This is a genomic window from Synechococcus sp. W70.1 (assembly GCF_047461515.1).
Lineage (GTDB): Bacteria > Cyanobacteriota > Cyanobacteriia > Thermostichales > Thermostichaceae > Thermostichus.
In genome coordinates, this window is the sequence record NZ_JANSHH010000035.1 from 39,961 (window position 1) to 53,480 (window position 13,520).

Below are 13,520 nucleotides of genomic sequence, written 5' to 3' on the forward strand. Positions count from 1 at the left end.
TCCCCCATCTCTGACAACAGCCTTCATGGGAAGAGAACCCGCCAACCCAAGGGATCCTTTCCCATTCAAAAGGATCCCCCAGGGTAACTCCCTCTAGCCTACCCGATCTGCATGTGAGAAGATCAAAGCCTGACCTCCCCATCTCTGAGCAGACTCCCGAGGTTTAGCCAACACGGTATGAGCAAGTCTAGCGACCGCTTGCTGCTGGAGTTCGAGCAGCCTGTTGCCGCTCTCGAGCAGCGCATCCAGGAGATTCGGGCCTTGGCTGAAGAAAACGACATTGATGCTTCTGAGCAGATTCGCCAACTGGAGGCCAAAGCCGAAGAGCTGCGCCGCGAGATTTTCAGGCAGCTCACACCTGTCGAGCGGCTGCAGGTGGCCCGCCATCCCCGTCGCCCTACCACCTTGGACTATGTGCAGACCATCTGCGACGATTGGTTTGAGCTGCACGGGGATCGCCACGGCCAGGACGATCCGGCCATTGTCGGCGGCCTAGCCAAGCTGGAGGATCAGCCGGTGATGATCCTCGGCCACCAAAAGGGCCGCGACACCAAAGACAACATCCACCGCAACTTCGGCATGCCCAACCCTGCCGGCTACCGCAAAGCCCTGCGGCTCATGGAGCATGCCCACCGCTTTGGTCTGCCCCTTTTGACCTTTATCGACACGCCAGGGGCCTACCCAGGAGTTAAGGCCGAGGCTGAGGGCCAGGGGGAGGCCATTGCCACCAACTTGCGGACGCTGTTTCAGCTGGAGATCCCCATTATCTGTACGGTGATTGGCGAAGGGGGATCCGGGGGTGCCTTGGCCATTGGGGTGGGCAACCGCATCTTGATGTTTGAACACGCTGTCTATTCGGTGATCTCGCCGGAGGGCTGTGCAGCCATTCTTTGGAAAGACGCCAAAAAAGCACCCCAGGCGGCAGCAGCCCTGCGCATTACTGCCCAAGATCTGCTGCAACTGGAGGTCATTGACGAGATCCTGCCAGAGCCAGTGGGGGGTGCCCACCGCGCCCCTTTGGAAGCTGCCCAAACTCTCAAAGAGGCTCTCCTAAGACACCTCAAGGAACTTTCCAGGCTGAGCGGGCGGGAGTTGCGGGAAGAGCGTTACCAAAAGTTTCGCCGTATGGGAGCTTTTCTGGAGCTGGCTCAGGGGAGCTAATTATCTTCAGCGAAGCTAGCTCTGCTACGAAAAATTACAGTTCCTGGCCGGCTCTGAGGTCAAAGATCAAGTCAGTGGTAGATTCAAAGTGCTGCGCGCTATCCCAAGCGCGGCCCAAACAACGCTAACTACAACGAGAAGGGAGGCTATGGCTGTGATGGAAGGCGATCCCCGGCAGGGCGCTAAGCTCCCCCTCTTCGGGGGATCTACCGGAGGGCTGTTGAGCGCAGCCGAGACCGAAGAGAAATACGTCATCACCTGGACTGGCAAGCCAGGGCAGGTGTTTGAGATGCCCACGGGCGGGGCTGCTGAGATGGTGGAGGGTAAGAACTACCTCACCTTCGCCCGCAAGGAGCAGTGCCTGGCTCTTGGGGCCCAGCTGAGATCTGAATACAAGATCAACGACTACCAGATCTTCCGCATTCCGGCAGGGGGACAGCCGGAGCTGGTGCATCCCAAAGATGGCGTCTTCCCTGAAAAAGCTAACGAGGGTCGCCAGCCCGTCGGCAAGGTAGATCACAGCATCGGCAAAAACCGCGAGCCCGTTACCTACAAGTTCACCGACGGCAAGCCCTGGGACTAATTTGGTTGGCAGCCTTGGTCTTGTCCGATCCCCTGCCAGGCTCAGGGGATCCCTTTTGTCTGTCTGCACCTCTTTAAAAAAGCTCCAGCTCACTTGGAGCCGGAGCCGCAAGTCTGGCATTCCTGGTCTACTTGGCAACTGCTGCGAAGAACTCCTTGGATTTGACCGGGTCGGGCTTTAGGGTTCTCTGGCCGGGCTGCCAGTTGGCTGGGCAAACTTCATCGGGGTGGGATTGGACATACTGGATAGCCTGCAGGGTGCGCAGGGTCTCATCCACGCTGCGGCCAAAGGCCAGGTTGTTGATGGTGGCGTGCTGAAGGATCCCTTCCTTGTCGATGATAAACAGGCCGCGCAGCGCCACCCCTGTTGCCGGATCCAGGACATTGTAGGCGGCGCTGATCTCTTTCTTCAGGTCGGAGACCAGCGGATACCTCAGCTCGCCCACCCCGCCAGCTTTGCGGTCGGTTTGCATCCAGGCCAGGTGAGAGTACTCGCTATCCACCGAGATGCCGAGGATCTCCGTGTCCAACTTGGCAAACTCGTCGTAGCGATCGCTGAAAGCCGTGATCTCGGTCGGGCAGACAAAGGTAAAGTCCAGGGGGTAAAAGAGCAGCACCACATACTTCTTGCCCCTGTAGTCGGAGAGCCTCACCGTCTTGAATTCCATGTCGTAAACGGCCGTGGCCGAAAAATCGGGAGCTAGCTGCCCCACCCGCAGACATCCTTGCTGAGACATGAGGTCGACCCTCCTTCCGGTAAGGTGCAAATGTAAACTAAAATCAACATACCATACTCATAATGAGTTTGTCTTGCGGGTTAGGCAAGCTAAACCGACCCGACAACCTCTTGTCCCTCACCCATTTACAGCATCTGCCAAGGTATCCAAATGGGGGGGCAGCCAAGGATGGGCTTCTACTTCAGGAAGGGAAGAATCCAGCAACCAGCGGCAGGGGCGGCGCTCTTCCAAGATGGTAGTGGCGCAGCAGTAGCTATAGACTTCTAGGTAGTCGTCGGGCTCTGCCTCGAAAGTGGCATACTGGCCCGGGAAGAGGGTGCGCTCCCAGTGGCCAGGGATCGTCCGGATTACCTGAACCCGGCCAGAGCGGTTGACATAAACGTATCTTTTCATTGCTGTTTTTTAATTCCCTTAAGAAAAACTTATTGCCCTTTAGGACAGGCTATCATCCTTGATCCCCAGCCGACAATAGCCAGCGGCTGGGACGGGGATCGCTCTTTGCGCTTAACTTTTGGCGATTTGTTCTCTCAGGTTATTCAAGGTGGGGATAAAGATCTCGAGAAGAAGCCTGCCCTGGTAAACTGGGAGAGAGTTTGAAGAGATCCTTACTGAAGTTGGCCTTCATCGTTCCGAGGGGGGGCACACCGTGGACAACAAGTTGGGGCTCGAGATCATCGAAGTGGTGGAACAGGCTGCCATTGCTGCCGCCCGCTGGATGGGCAAGGGGGACAACAAGGCCGCTGACCAAGCAGCCGTAGAAGCCATGCGGGAGAAACTCAACCAGATCCCCATGCGCGGCCGGATCGTCATTGGGGAGGGAACCCGCGACGAGGCCCCCATGCTCTACATCGGGGAGGAAGTGGGGATCTGCACCCGTCCCGACGCCGAGCAGTTCTGTCGCGTGGAAGAGCTGGTGGAGATCGATATTGCCGTGGATCCCTGCGAGGGCACCAACCTGGTAGCCAAAGGCCAGAACGGATCCATGGCGGTGCTGGCCATCTCCGAGAAAGGCGGCCTTCTCAACGCCCCGGACATCTACATGCAAAAACTAGCGGCCCCGCCCCAGGCCAAGGGCAAAGTCCACCTGGACTATCCGCCAGAAAAGAACCTCAAGATCATTGCCGAAAGCCTGGGTCGGGAAGTGGCGGACCTAACGGTAGTGGTCATGGATCGCAAGCGCCACGCCGATCTCATCCGCCAAATCCGCGAGGCAGGGGCGCGGGTGAAGCTAATTACCGACGGCGACCTCTCGGCAGCTCTGGCAGTGGCGTTCAGCGGCACAGGTATCCATGCCCTGATGGGGATTGGAGCGGCTCCCGAGGGAGTGATCTCGGCAGCGGCGCTGCGCTGTCTGGGCGCTCACTTCCAAGGGCGGCTCATCTACGATCCCGAAGTGGTGCAGGCGGGCACCTACCTGCCACCGGTAGAAGAGACTCGGCGAGAACTAAAAGAAAAGGGCATTGAGGATCCCGATAAGGTATGGGAGTGTGAGGAGCTAGCCAGCGGCAAAGAGCTGCTCTTTGCGGCCACCGGTATCACCGATGGGGATCTGGTACGGGGAGTGCGCTTCTTCGGGGGTGGAGCGCGTACGGAAACGCTGGTGATTTCTAGCCAATCCCGCACCGTGCGCTTTGTGGACACCATCCACCTGAAGGAGGGCCAGCAGCCCCCCGCCCTGCAACTGCGCTGACGGATCCCCTCCTAGCTCTTCCCAGTGACGAGGGCGGCTTTCCCTGGGGAAGGTCGCCCTTCTGCTTGGGAGAACGTTAAAAAATCTATCAAGGCCGACCCCGAAAAAACGTAATAACTCTTCAGCAAAATCTGGCAAAACCGATCCGATACTGGTCTTAGGGTTTAGGTAGTCTGAGAAAAGTTACCTAAGCTTGCTGCAGCCAAGACAGGTAAGACGCTTTGCTTAGGCTCTGGCCTATTCTTGTTTCGGGCAAGGTTTGCCTTTGTTTAGAGATTTAACAATCAGTGGTCTAGAGACGACGGAGAGGCATGTTTATCGCGGTTGTCGGTCTTAGCCATCGCACAGCTCCTGTGGAGATCCGGGAGCGCCTCAGCATGGGGGAGGCGGAGGTGGGAGAGAGGATCCAGCAGCTCCGTGCCTACCCCCACATTGAGGAAGCAGCAATCCTCAGCACCTGTAACCGGCTGGAGGTCTACATCGTTACGCCAGAAACCGAAAGCGGGGTGCGGCAGACGATGCAGTTTTTGGCCGAGGCAAAGGGGATCCCCCTGCCCCAACTGCGTCCCCACCTGTTTACCCTGCTCTACCAAGATGCGGTAACCCACTTGATGCGGGTGGCGGCCGGACTGGAGAGCTTGGTGCTGGGAGAAGGGCAGATCTTGGCGCAAGTGAAAAAGGCTCAACAACTGGGCCAGGCATGCAACGGCACGGATCGCATCCTCAACCGCCTCTTCAAGGCTGCCATCACTGCCGGCAAGCGCGTCCGCGCGGAGACGGGGATCGGCACCGGCGCCATGTCCATTAGCTCGGCAGCCGTGGAGCTGGCCCTGCAAGAGCAGGGATCGCTTTCCCAGGGCAAGGTTACCGTCGTGGGAGCAGGGAGAATGGCCCGCCTCTTGCTGCAGCATCTTCTGGCCAAGGGAGCGGTGGATATTACCCTAGTCAACCGCTCCTTAGAGCGGGCAGAAGCGCTAGCCCAGCAATTTGAGCAACCAATCCAAGTCCTGCCTTGGGAGTCGTTGCTCAACAGCGTGGCGGAGTCCAATCTGGTCTTCACCAGCACCAGCGCCACCCAGCCCATCCTTACCTACGCCCAACTAGTGGAAGTGCTGCAGCCGGATCAGCCGCTGCTGTTGGTGGATATCTCCGTGCCCCGCAACATCGATCCCGAGGTAGAAAAGCTCAGAGGGGTGCGGCTGTTCAACGTAGATCACCTCTCCCGCGTCGTGGAAGAAAACCGCGCCCAACGGCAAAAGCTGGCCCTGGCGGCCGAGGCCTTGATCGAAGAAGAGGTGGAGCAGTTCATGGAGTGGTGGCGTTCTCTGGAAACAGTGCCCACCATTTCCAGCCTGCGCCACAAGGTGGAGTCTATCCGCGAGCAGGAGATGGAGAAAGCTCTCTCCCGGCTGGGCAAGGACTTTGCCGAGAAGCACCTGGAGGTCATCGACGCCCTCACCCGTGGCATCGTCAACAAGATCCTGCATGACCCTATGGTGCAACTGCGGGCCAAACGGGACATCGAGGCCCGACGGAAGGCGATGCAAATTCTGCAGGAACTCTTTAACCTCGATCCCATGCCCTTTCAGGCCCAGCAGGAGCGCTAGGTTTTAAAGAATTGCAACAGTCCCCTCATCTTCAGGCAACAGCGGACCTTAGGATACACAAGTAGGCTACGGGATTTGGGGCTATGTTCGGGCAATACGAAGTGTTCGTGCAGTTGGCGCTGCTTGCCTTGATCGTCCTAGCAGGGCCGGCGGTCATTTTGGTGCTTTACCTGCGCGGGGCTGATATGTGAGGCAAGGGTTGCCCGGTAGCGCTGGCAGGGCAACTCTCTCTGCGATGTAACACTTCTTTGCGCTAGAGTTGTAGAGGCACCCCCAGGAAAGGCTGGGGGTAAGTTTTTCTACGGATTGAGGGCTATGCCGATCCCTATCCGCAACATTGCCATCATTGCCCACGTTGACCACGGCAAAACCACCCTCGTGGATGCCCTGTTGCGCCAGGCAGGAGCCCTGCGGGCTGAAGGAGACATTCCCGCCTGCGTGCTGGATTGCAACGCCCTAGAGCGGGAGCGGGGCATCACCATCCTGGCAAAGAACACCGCCGTTCGCTATGGCGAAACCCTGATCAACATCGTCGATACTCCCGGCCACGCCGACTTTGGCGGGGAGGTGGAGCGGGTGCTGGGCATGGTGGAAGGCTGTCTGCTGATTGTGGATGCCAACGAGGGCCCGATGCCTCAGACCCGCTTTGTGTTGCGTAAGGCCTTGGAGAAGGGCTTGCGCCCAATCGTGGTGGTCAACAAAATTGATCGGCCTCAGGCCGAGCCCTACAAGGTCATCGACAAAGTGTTGGATCTGTTTCTGGAGCTAGGCGCTGACGAAGACCGGTGCGACTTCCCCTACCTATTTGCCTCGGGACTACGGGGTTTTGCCCTGGAAGAAGCTGACCTCAAAGCTTTCCTTGCAGGCAACTACAGCGGCCCTCTCGACATGAGGCCTCTCTTTGAGGCCATCCTCAAATACGTGCCGCCGCCAGTGGGGGATCCCGCCAAGCCGCTGCAACTGCAAGTCACGACGCTGGAGCACTCGGAATACCTGGGCCGGATTGTGATTGGCAAGATCCACAACGGCACCATTCGGGTTGGGGATCAGTTGGCGGTGGTCAAAGAAGACGGGTCGATTGCCAGGGGCAAGGTAACCAAGCTGTTTGGCTTCCAAGGCCTGGAGCGCATTGAGCTAACAGAAGCCACTGCCGGCAATATTGTGGCGGTGGCGGGGTTTGCCGAGGCCCACATTGGCCACACCCTCACCTCTCCCGAAAACCCCCAGGCCCTGCCGCTGATCAAGGTGGACGAGCCGACGCTGCAGGTGAGGATCTGCGTCAACGACTCTCCCTTTGCCGGCCAGGAGGGCACCTTTGTTACTTCGCGGCAATTGCGGGAGCGCCTGATGCGGGAGCTGGAAACCAACGTGGCGCTACGGGTGGAGGAGACCGAGTCCCCAGATTGCTTTTTGGTGTCGGGGCGAGGCGAACTGCACCTGGGCATTTTGCTGGAAACCATGCGGCGGGAGGGCTACGAGTTCCAGGTTGGCCAGCCGAAGGTGATCTTCCGCGAAGTCAACGGCCAGCCCTACGAGCCCTATGAGCTTTTGGTGTTGGATGTGCCGGAAGCGGCAGTGGGCGCCTGCATCGAACGGCTGGGAGAGCGGCGGGGAGAGATGCAGAACATGAGAGTGGGCGCGGACGGTCGGGCCCAGTTGGAGTTCGTCATCCCGGCGCGGGGGCTCATTGGCTTTCGCAGCGAGTTTGTCCGCATCACCCGCGGCGAAGGGATCATGAGCCATAGCTTTTTGGAGTACCGTCCTCTCACCTCAGGGCTGGAGACTCGCCGCAACGGCGTGCTCATTGCCTTTGAAGAGGGAGTGGCCACCACCTATGCCCTGAAGAATGCGGAGGACCGCGGCGTGTTCTTCATTAAGCCGGGCACCCGCGTTTACAAGGGCATGATTGTGGGTGAGCACAACCGACCCCAGGATCTGGAGCTAAACGTCTGCAAGACCAAACACCTAACCAACCATCGCGCCTCAACGGGAGAAGAGCTGGTGCAGCTGCAGGCGCCGGTGGAGATGACTCTGGAGCGAGCCCTAGAATACATTGGCGAGGACGAGCTGGTGGAGGTCACCCCTCAGTCGGTGCGACTGCGCAAGGTCCAGTTAGTGCCCTCTCGCCGCTAGAGGTAAAAGCGTAAGTTGGGGAAATAGAAAGCGCCCCAAAGGCCGAGGAGGACAAACCCCAGGCCAAGGAGCAGCAGCCACAGGCGGGGACGGCTGTGGAGACGAGCTGCTTCTGTTTGGACATAGGCCAAATCCACCCAGGCAGTGTTGCCGCGGCGGAACCAGCCCACCACCTTGACCTGCCGGCCCATGAGGGCGCGGAGGGGCTTTAGGCCGGAAAAGACATTGCCCAGCGGTCCCAGGGGAGAGGTGAAGCGCAGGGGGATCAGGCCGGTGGCATCCTGGAGCTTGGGCTCTGCTCCCAGTTGATAGCCAGTTGGTCCCAATCCCAGCAGCTCGCCTTCCAGCTCCACCAGCTGACTGCGGCAGGGATCCGCGTCCGGATCGGCCAGCAAGCTGAGCACCGCAGTGGGCTGGGGCAACAGAGGTCCTCGGTACATGAGCCCTGCCTTGGCCCACAGGCCCATCCCATAGCCCACCACCGCAGCCGCGGCAATGATCTTGGGATCAAGGCGATCTTGCAGCCCTAAGTAGAGGATTAGCCCCACCAGCCAGCCTATAACCATGCCGACCACCTCGGCAGCGTAGATGGCCAGGTCCACCCAGAAGCGAGCCTTTTGAGGAGCCCCTCCCTCCTTTGGCTTGACTAGGCTTAGCTCAGGCAAAAGGCGCAGCCGCTGCGCGTATTTCCCCAAAACCTGAAAGCGCTGTCCCAGCAGGGGATGGCTGGAATTCAGCTGCATCCAGCGGGCCCAGGGGTTGAGCTGCTCCCAGCGGAAGACCTGGCCGGCTTGGGCGGGATCCCGCAAGCGGACAGCGGCAGTGGCGGCAGCGGTAGTTTTGAAGTCCAGGAAGCTGAAGAGGCGGGTGCAGTGCAACAGCGAGGAGGGGCGGCGGTCGTTTTTGTGAACCTCCTGCAGGCCGGCAGCCGACTTGAGCAGGGCGGCCATTAGCCCGTTGGGGTTGCCCGTGGCCTCGACCGCGAAGTGATCGGCGTGGTAGGTGCCCAGGCGGGAGAGGAAAAACAGGGGGTAGGAAAGCACCGTGTAGATCAGGTAGAGCAGGGGAGCCGCGTGTCCAATGAGATCCCGCCGTTGGCTCCCCAGGTGGCTTACTTGCTCCAGGGTTAGGTAAACCAACTGCAGGGGGGATCCCAGCAGGGTCATGAGCAGGATGTCGCCGTTAACGATCCGCCCCAGGGCCTGGGCGTAGACGGCGGCAATCTCATCTGGAGCAAGCCGCTGCAAGAGGGCCTGGGTGACCACGATGCGGCCGCCATCGGGAAAAGTGCCGTAGACAAAGGCCAGCGGTCCCCCTTCTGGAATCACCCCCAGGCGCGGCAGTTTGAGGTGCTTCTGGGCGCAGAGGCGCTGCAGCAGGCGAGCTGCCTCGGGGCTATGGCGCTCGAGTTCTCCCAGGCTGGCCCAGCGCAACTTGTGCAGCCGCTGGTGCAGGTGATCCAGGAGCCAGGGGGCAAAAAAGAGCAGGCCTACGCCAAAGTTAACCGCCAGGCTGCCAGCCACCAGCCAGCGTAAGCCGTTGCGCAGCCAGGGCAGCAACCCCTGCAAAAACCAAAGCTGCCGTGGAAAACTCAGCCGCCCAAAATCCAGGTGGCTGCCCACCAGCCCAAAACTCAGCCACCAGAGGAAGAGGAGGCCCACAGCCAGGGATCCCCACTTGGCCCATCCTAGAGAACCGGCCTCCGCCGGCAAGGGGATCCTTAAGCCTACTTGACTGGCCCGTTGGCGGCTGGAGGAGGGGGAAGCAGCGGGTTTTTCCGCCGTTTGGGGCAGACGGGACAGGATTTTTTGGGCCCAGTCTCGCGCCTGAGGATCCGGATGCTGCAGCAGTTTTAGACAAAGCGCCCGCGCCTTCTCTGCTTGGCCTAGCTGATGGTAGGCCCGCACCAAATTCATCTGGGCTTCCAGGACTTGCCTACTTGCTGGGATCCCCCCTCCCTGGCCCCCGTGATGAACCTGGGCCAAATAGTCCTCAAGAAGTTGGATAGCTTCTTGAAAGCGGCCCTGCCGTAGGGCCTCCTTGCCCGCCTCCGCGGGAGTCATCAGCCTGCTCCGAGATCTGTCTGCTCCTCTAGCTTAGGCTCTGGGGATCCCCCCGAAAGGGGATAGCGGAGCAAGCGCCGCCGCAGACAGTCCAGCGCCGCTTGGGCGCTCCACCAGCGCACGCCCTCTCGGCCGCGCAGGCTACCCAAGCGGTACTCCAACACTTCCACTTTCCCCTCCGGGTAAGCTAAGCCCAGATAGACCAAGCCAACCGGCTTGGCAGCAGTGCCCCCCTCGGGGCCGGCAATGCCAGTAATGCTTAGGGCCCAGTCGGAGCCAAAAACCTGCTTGGCCCCCAGGGCCATCTGGGCAGCTACCGGCTCACTAACTGCTCCATGCTGCTGCAGCGTCTTGGGATCTACCCGCAAAAGCTGCTCCTTGAAGCGGTTGTCGTAGGCAACGATGCCGCCCAGGAAATAGCGCGAGCTGCCTGGGATCCCGGTTACCAACTGCCCCAGTAGCCCGCCGGTGCAGGATTCGGCTACCGCCAGGGTCTGCCGCCGCTGCAGGAGCAGCTCCCCCACCACGCTGGCCAAGGTGGCCTCATCGCTGCCAAAGTAGTCTTCTCCAGAAATCTGCAAAATCTGCTCCACCACTGGAGCAATCAGGGCCTCCGCCGCCTCGCGCGTGGGAGCGCGTCCAGTAACTCGCAGGCGCACCTCCCCTTGGCTGGCGTAGGGAGCGACCGTGGGATTTTCCCCGGCCAGCCAGGGGGCCACCCGCTCGGCCAAGGTCGATTCGGGGATGCCCCAGTAGCGCAGCACGCGGCTGTAGAAGACCTCCTTGCCCCAGCCGAGGGAGCGCAAATAGGGTACAGCCGTCTCCTGCCACATGCGCTGCATCTCCTGCGGCACGCCGGGAAAGGTGAGAACATGCAGGTTGGGGCGGGGCTGCCAAATGAGGCCACAGGCGCTGCCGAGGGGGTTGGGCAGGATGGCGGCTCCCCGGGGCAGAAAGGCCTGCTTGCGGTTGCTAGGCGAGGGCACAAGGCCGCGCTGGCCGTATTTTCGCAGAATCTCCTCCCAGAGCTGGGGGTGCTCCACCATCTCCACTCCAAAAAAGGAAGCCAGCGCCGCATGGGTCAGATCATCCGGGGTTGGCCCCAGGCCTCCTGTGATTAACAGCAGGCTGGAGCGCTGGCAGGCCACCTCCAGGGCCTGGTGGATGCGGGCTTCGTTATCCCCCACCACCGTTTGGTAGTAGTGCGGGATCCCGAGCTTGGCCAGCTCGGCTGCCAGATATTGGGCGTTGGTGTTGGCGATCTCTCCCAAAAGCAACTCGGTGCCAACACAGAGGATTTCGGCCCCTTGGGGGGTGAGGGTTTGGGGTGAACTCATGTTCTGTTTAACCAAGGGCTTCAGCCCGCTGACGCAAACAGCTCAGCCGCAAGTATAGAAGTCTTGGCCTCCCTTGGACTCAGGGATCCGGTAAATTGATCCCCCAGCAGAAGGGAGAGGGGGCGCAGCTGCCTGGGCGAGCGCTTCCAGGTCAGAGCCGCTGAGACGGTGGAGAATCCACTCAGGGTGCTGTTTGGCGCCCAAGCGCCGATAGAACTCCATTGCCGGCTGGTTCCAGTCCAAAACCATCCACTCCAGCCGCCCGTATCCTTTGGCCACCGCCTCCTGAGCCACCCGTGCCAAGAGCGCCTTGCCGATGCCCCTGCCGCGGAATTCGGGCAGCACAAACAGATCTTCCAGGTAGAGTCCGGGCCGGGTGAGGAAGGTGGAAAAATGACGAAAGTAAAGAGCAAACCCCACCGCTTGCCCCTCCACTTCTGCCAACAACGCCGAGGCAAAGGCTTCGGGGCCAAACAAATGGTGCCGCAATAGATCAGCGGATCCCGTTACCAAGTGGCTCAGCTTCTCGTACTCGGCTAGGGCGCAGATGAGGTTAAACAAAGCGGGCGCATCTTCAGGCCTGGCAGGGCGGATTTCCATACCTTCTAGCCTCACAACTTGAGATACCGGCACGAGAACAGACTACAGCTAGAACTGACCTGGGTCAGCCAGTTGGCCGAGGGCTAGCCGAGAAGAGCTGGAAAAACCGATTAGAGTGAAGAATATGAAGCAACCTCCTCAGCTCCCATGACGACCTCCACCCTTGATGCTGCTGCTATCCTTGAAGCCTTGCGCCCGGTTCAAGATCCGGAGCTACGCCGCAGCCTGGTGGAACTGAACATGATCCGGGATATCCGCGTCGAGCCGGAGCGGGTGGCCTTTACTCTGGTGCTGACAACGCCAGCCTGCCCCTTGCGGGAGTTCCTCGTCGAGGAGTGCAAGGCTGCTATCCGCCGCCTGGCTCCCGTTGAAACCATCGAGGTTACCGTTACGGCAGAAACCCCCCGCTCGCCCTCTCTGCCCAATCGGCAGCCCATCCCAGGCGTGCGCAACATCATCGCCATCTCCAGCGGCAAGGGAGGGGTGGGCAAAACCTCGGTAGCGGTCAATGTAGCTGTCGCCCTTGCCCAGAGCGGAGCGCAGGTGGGGCTGCTGGATGCGGATATCTACGGCCCCAATGTGCCGCTGATGCTGGGGCTGCAGGATCGGTCTCTGGTGGTGCGCAAACGGGAAGACGGCAGCGAAGAGATCCTTCCTCTGGAAAACTACGGCGTCAAGATGGTGTCGATGGGCCTCCTGGTGGGACGGGATCAGCCGGTGATCTGGCGGGGGCCGATGTTGAACGGGGTGATCCGGCAATTCCTCTATCAGGTGCAGTGGGGAGAGTTGGACTACTTGATTGTAGATATGCCCCCCGGCACTGGCGATGCCCAGTTGACTTTGGCCCAAGCGGTGCCGCTAGCGGGCGCTGTCATCGTCACCACCCCCCAGTCGGTTGCCCTCCTCGACAGCCGCAAGGGCTTGAACATGTTCCGGCAGCTGGGGGTGCCCATCCTCGGCATTGTGGAGAACATGAGCTACTTCATTCCCCCCGACCTGCCGGATCGCCAGTACGATATCTTTGGCTCGGCAGGGGGAGAGACCACCGCCCGCGAGCTGGGGGTTCCGCTGCTGGGACGGATCCCGTTGGAGATTGCTCTGCGCCAGGGGGGAGATGCGGGCAAGCCTATTGTTGTTGACAAGCCCAAGTCTGCCTCAGCCCAGGCGCTCCAGCAGATTGCCAAAGCCTTGGCGGGCCGAGTCTCCATGGTAGCTCTCGGGGCCGGCTAGAAGCGCTCGACTTCCACCAGCGACACCCCAAAGCGGCGCCCTGCCAACAGGATCCCTTCCTGGGCCTTGCCGCGCACGGTTACCGTGCTGTTCATAGCTGGCAGCCCCTTGTCCGTGAGGACCCAGAGGGAGCCGCTGTGGTCTTGGATCTCGTACACACCCTGGCCGAACACCCCTATCTGGTTGACCACCCGACCACGGACGTAGACATTGGCGTAGCGGGAGGGATCCTGCTCAATCTGGGCAATGGGGGTTATGCCAAGGCCAAGCCGTGCCAACTGGCTACACCCACCTAGGGCTAGGCTGAGGCAGAGCAAGAGAACTAAGGAGCCGCGCATGGATTTTTCCCCACAAGTGCTGCTCCCACCATAGCAAGCCTT

The 13,520-nt window shown here is 60.4% G+C and carries 13 protein-coding genes; 7 read left to right on the forward strand and 6 right to left on the reverse strand.

The genetic code is table 11. The features are described 5' to 3' along the window. The first annotated feature begins 177 nt into the window (after positions 1 to 177). Together NW808_RS10535 and NW808_RS10540 are read left to right on the forward strand one after the other, a co-directional pair. Positions 178 to 1,161, forward strand: a complete 984-nt coding sequence (locus NW808_RS10535) for an acetyl-CoA carboxylase carboxyltransferase subunit alpha (protein WP_414409559.1) — start codon at positions 178 to 180, stop codon at positions 1,159 to 1,161. 148 nt (positions 1,162 to 1,309) lie between these two features. Further along, positions 1,310 to 1,744 carry a photosystem I reaction center subunit II PsaD gene (locus tag NW808_RS10540; RefSeq protein WP_414421158.1) on the forward strand — a complete coding sequence of 145 codons (435 nt, stop codon included), beginning with the start codon at positions 1,310 to 1,312 and terminating at the stop codon, positions 1,742 to 1,744. A gap of 127 nt (positions 1,745 to 1,871) precedes the next feature. Here the strand turns inward: NW808_RS10540 and NW808_RS10545 are convergent, their stop codons facing one another. Together NW808_RS10545 and NW808_RS10550 are read right to left on the reverse strand one after the other, a co-directional pair. Beyond that, positions 1,872 to 2,480, reverse strand: coding sequence for a peroxiredoxin (locus NW808_RS10545; protein WP_414393562.1), 609 nt, complete (start codon positions 2,478 to 2,480; stop codon positions 1,872 to 1,874). A gap of 117 nt (positions 2,481 to 2,597) precedes the next feature. Then, positions 2,598 to 2,873, reverse strand: coding sequence for a DUF1830 domain-containing protein (locus NW808_RS10550; protein WP_414409560.1), 276 nt, complete (start codon positions 2,871 to 2,873; stop codon positions 2,598 to 2,600). Between the two features lie 253 nt (positions 2,874 to 3,126). On the opposite strand from NW808_RS10550, the gene glpX reads away from it, so the two are divergent. The 4 genes from glpX (at position 3,127) to typA (ending at position 7,910) form a co-directional block, all read left to right on the forward strand. Then, positions 3,127 to 4,170, forward strand: a complete 1,044-nt coding sequence (gene glpX, locus NW808_RS10555; RefSeq protein ID WP_414411182.1) for a class II fructose-bisphosphatase — start codon at positions 3,127 to 3,129, stop codon at positions 4,168 to 4,170. 311 nt (positions 4,171 to 4,481) lie between these two features. Beyond that, complete coding sequence (locus NW808_RS10560; RefSeq protein WP_414421159.1) at positions 4,482 to 5,777, forward strand: glutamyl-tRNA reductase; 1,296 nt, start codon at positions 4,482 to 4,484, stop codon at positions 5,775 to 5,777. 83 nt (positions 5,778 to 5,860) lie between these two features. Further along, entirely contained in the window at positions 5,861 to 5,968 is a 108-nt protein-coding gene (gene psb30, locus NW808_RS10565) for a photosystem II reaction center protein Ycf12/Psb30 (protein WP_099812430.1), read from the forward strand. Positions 5,969 to 6,092: 124 nt separating this feature from the next. Beyond that, complete coding sequence (typA, locus tag NW808_RS10570; RefSeq protein ID WP_414421160.1) at positions 6,093 to 7,910, forward strand: translational GTPase TypA; 1,818 nt, start codon at positions 6,093 to 6,095, stop codon at positions 7,908 to 7,910. On the opposite strand, the gene NW808_RS10575 is transcribed toward typA, so the two are convergent. From NW808_RS10575 to NW808_RS10585, 3 genes are read right to left on the reverse strand one after another with little or no spacing between them, the layout of a single operon-like run. After that, the gene (locus tag NW808_RS10575; protein ID WP_414421161.1) at positions 7,907 to 9,973 is read right to left on the reverse strand and encodes a M48 family metalloprotease; all 2,067 of its coding nucleotides are present in this window, start codon (positions 9,971 to 9,973) and stop codon (positions 7,907 to 7,909) included. The two genes, typA and NW808_RS10575, sit on opposite strands and share 4 nt — an antisense overlap. Next, positions 9,973 to 11,310: a competence/damage-inducible protein A gene (locus NW808_RS10580; protein ID WP_414421162.1), complete on the reverse strand. Its 1,338-nt coding sequence runs from the start codon at positions 11,308 to 11,310 to the stop codon at positions 9,973 to 9,975. Before NW808_RS10580 ends, NW808_RS10575 begins: the two co-directional genes overlap by 1 nt. A 42-nt stretch (positions 11,311 to 11,352) precedes the next feature. Further along, positions 11,353 to 11,910: an N-acetyltransferase family protein gene (locus NW808_RS10585; RefSeq protein ID WP_414405558.1), complete on the reverse strand. Its 558-nt coding sequence runs from the start codon at positions 11,908 to 11,910 to the stop codon at positions 11,353 to 11,355. A gap of 147 nt (positions 11,911 to 12,057) precedes the next feature. On the opposite strand from NW808_RS10585, the gene NW808_RS10590 reads away from it, so the two are divergent. Beyond that, positions 12,058 to 13,140 (forward strand): Mrp/NBP35 family ATP-binding protein, encoded by a 1,083-nt coding sequence (locus tag NW808_RS10590; RefSeq protein ID WP_414421163.1) that lies wholly within the window; start codon positions 12,058 to 12,060, stop codon positions 13,138 to 13,140. Here the strand turns inward: NW808_RS10590 and NW808_RS10595 are convergent. Continuing rightward, positions 13,137 to 13,478, reverse strand: a complete 342-nt coding sequence (locus NW808_RS10595; protein WP_414409567.1) for a hypothetical protein — start codon at positions 13,476 to 13,478, stop codon at positions 13,137 to 13,139. The genes NW808_RS10590 and NW808_RS10595 overlap by 4 nt on opposite strands. Between the last annotated feature and the right edge of the window lie 42 nt (positions 13,479 to 13,520).

Excerpts from the sequence above, each read along its gene's own strand:
- NW808_RS10535 (WP_414409559.1), top strand. The coding sequence starts at position 178 with ATGAGCAAGTCTAGCGACCGCTTGCTGCTGGAGTTCGAGCAGCCTGTT.
- NW808_RS10540 (WP_414421158.1), top strand. The coding sequence starts at position 1,310 with ATGGCTGTGATGGAAGGCGATCCCCGGCAGGGCGCTAAGCTCCCCCTC.
- NW808_RS10545 (WP_414393562.1), bottom strand. The coding sequence starts at position 2,480 with ATGTCTCAGCAAGGATGTCTGCGGGTGGGGCAGCTAGCTCCCGATTTT.
- NW808_RS10550 (WP_414409560.1), bottom strand. The coding sequence starts at position 2,873 with ATGAAAAGATACGTTTATGTCAACCGCTCTGGCCGGGTTCAGGTAATC.
- NW808_RS10560 (WP_414421159.1), top strand. The coding sequence starts at position 4,482 with ATGTTTATCGCGGTTGTCGGTCTTAGCCATCGCACAGCTCCTGTGGAG.
- psb30 (WP_099812430.1), top strand. The coding sequence starts at position 5,861 with ATGTTCGGGCAATACGAAGTGTTCGTGCAGTTGGCGCTGCTTGCCTTG.
- typA (WP_414421160.1), top strand. The coding sequence starts at position 6,093 with ATGCCGATCCCTATCCGCAACATTGCCATCATTGCCCACGTTGACCAC.
- NW808_RS10575 (WP_414421161.1), bottom strand. The coding sequence starts at position 9,973 with ATGACTCCCGCGGAGGCGGGCAAGGAGGCCCTACGGCAGGGCCGCTTT.
- NW808_RS10580 (WP_414421162.1), bottom strand. The coding sequence starts at position 11,310 with ATGAGTTCACCCCAAACCCTCACCCCCCAAGGGGCCGAAATCCTCTGT.
- NW808_RS10585 (WP_414405558.1), bottom strand. The coding sequence starts at position 11,910 with ATGGAAATCCGCCCTGCCAGGCCTGAAGATGCGCCCGCTTTGTTTAAC.
- NW808_RS10590 (WP_414421163.1), top strand. The coding sequence starts at position 12,058 with ATGACGACCTCCACCCTTGATGCTGCTGCTATCCTTGAAGCCTTGCGC.
- NW808_RS10595 (WP_414409567.1), bottom strand. The coding sequence starts at position 13,478 with ATGCGCGGCTCCTTAGTTCTCTTGCTCTGCCTCAGCCTAGCCCTAGGT.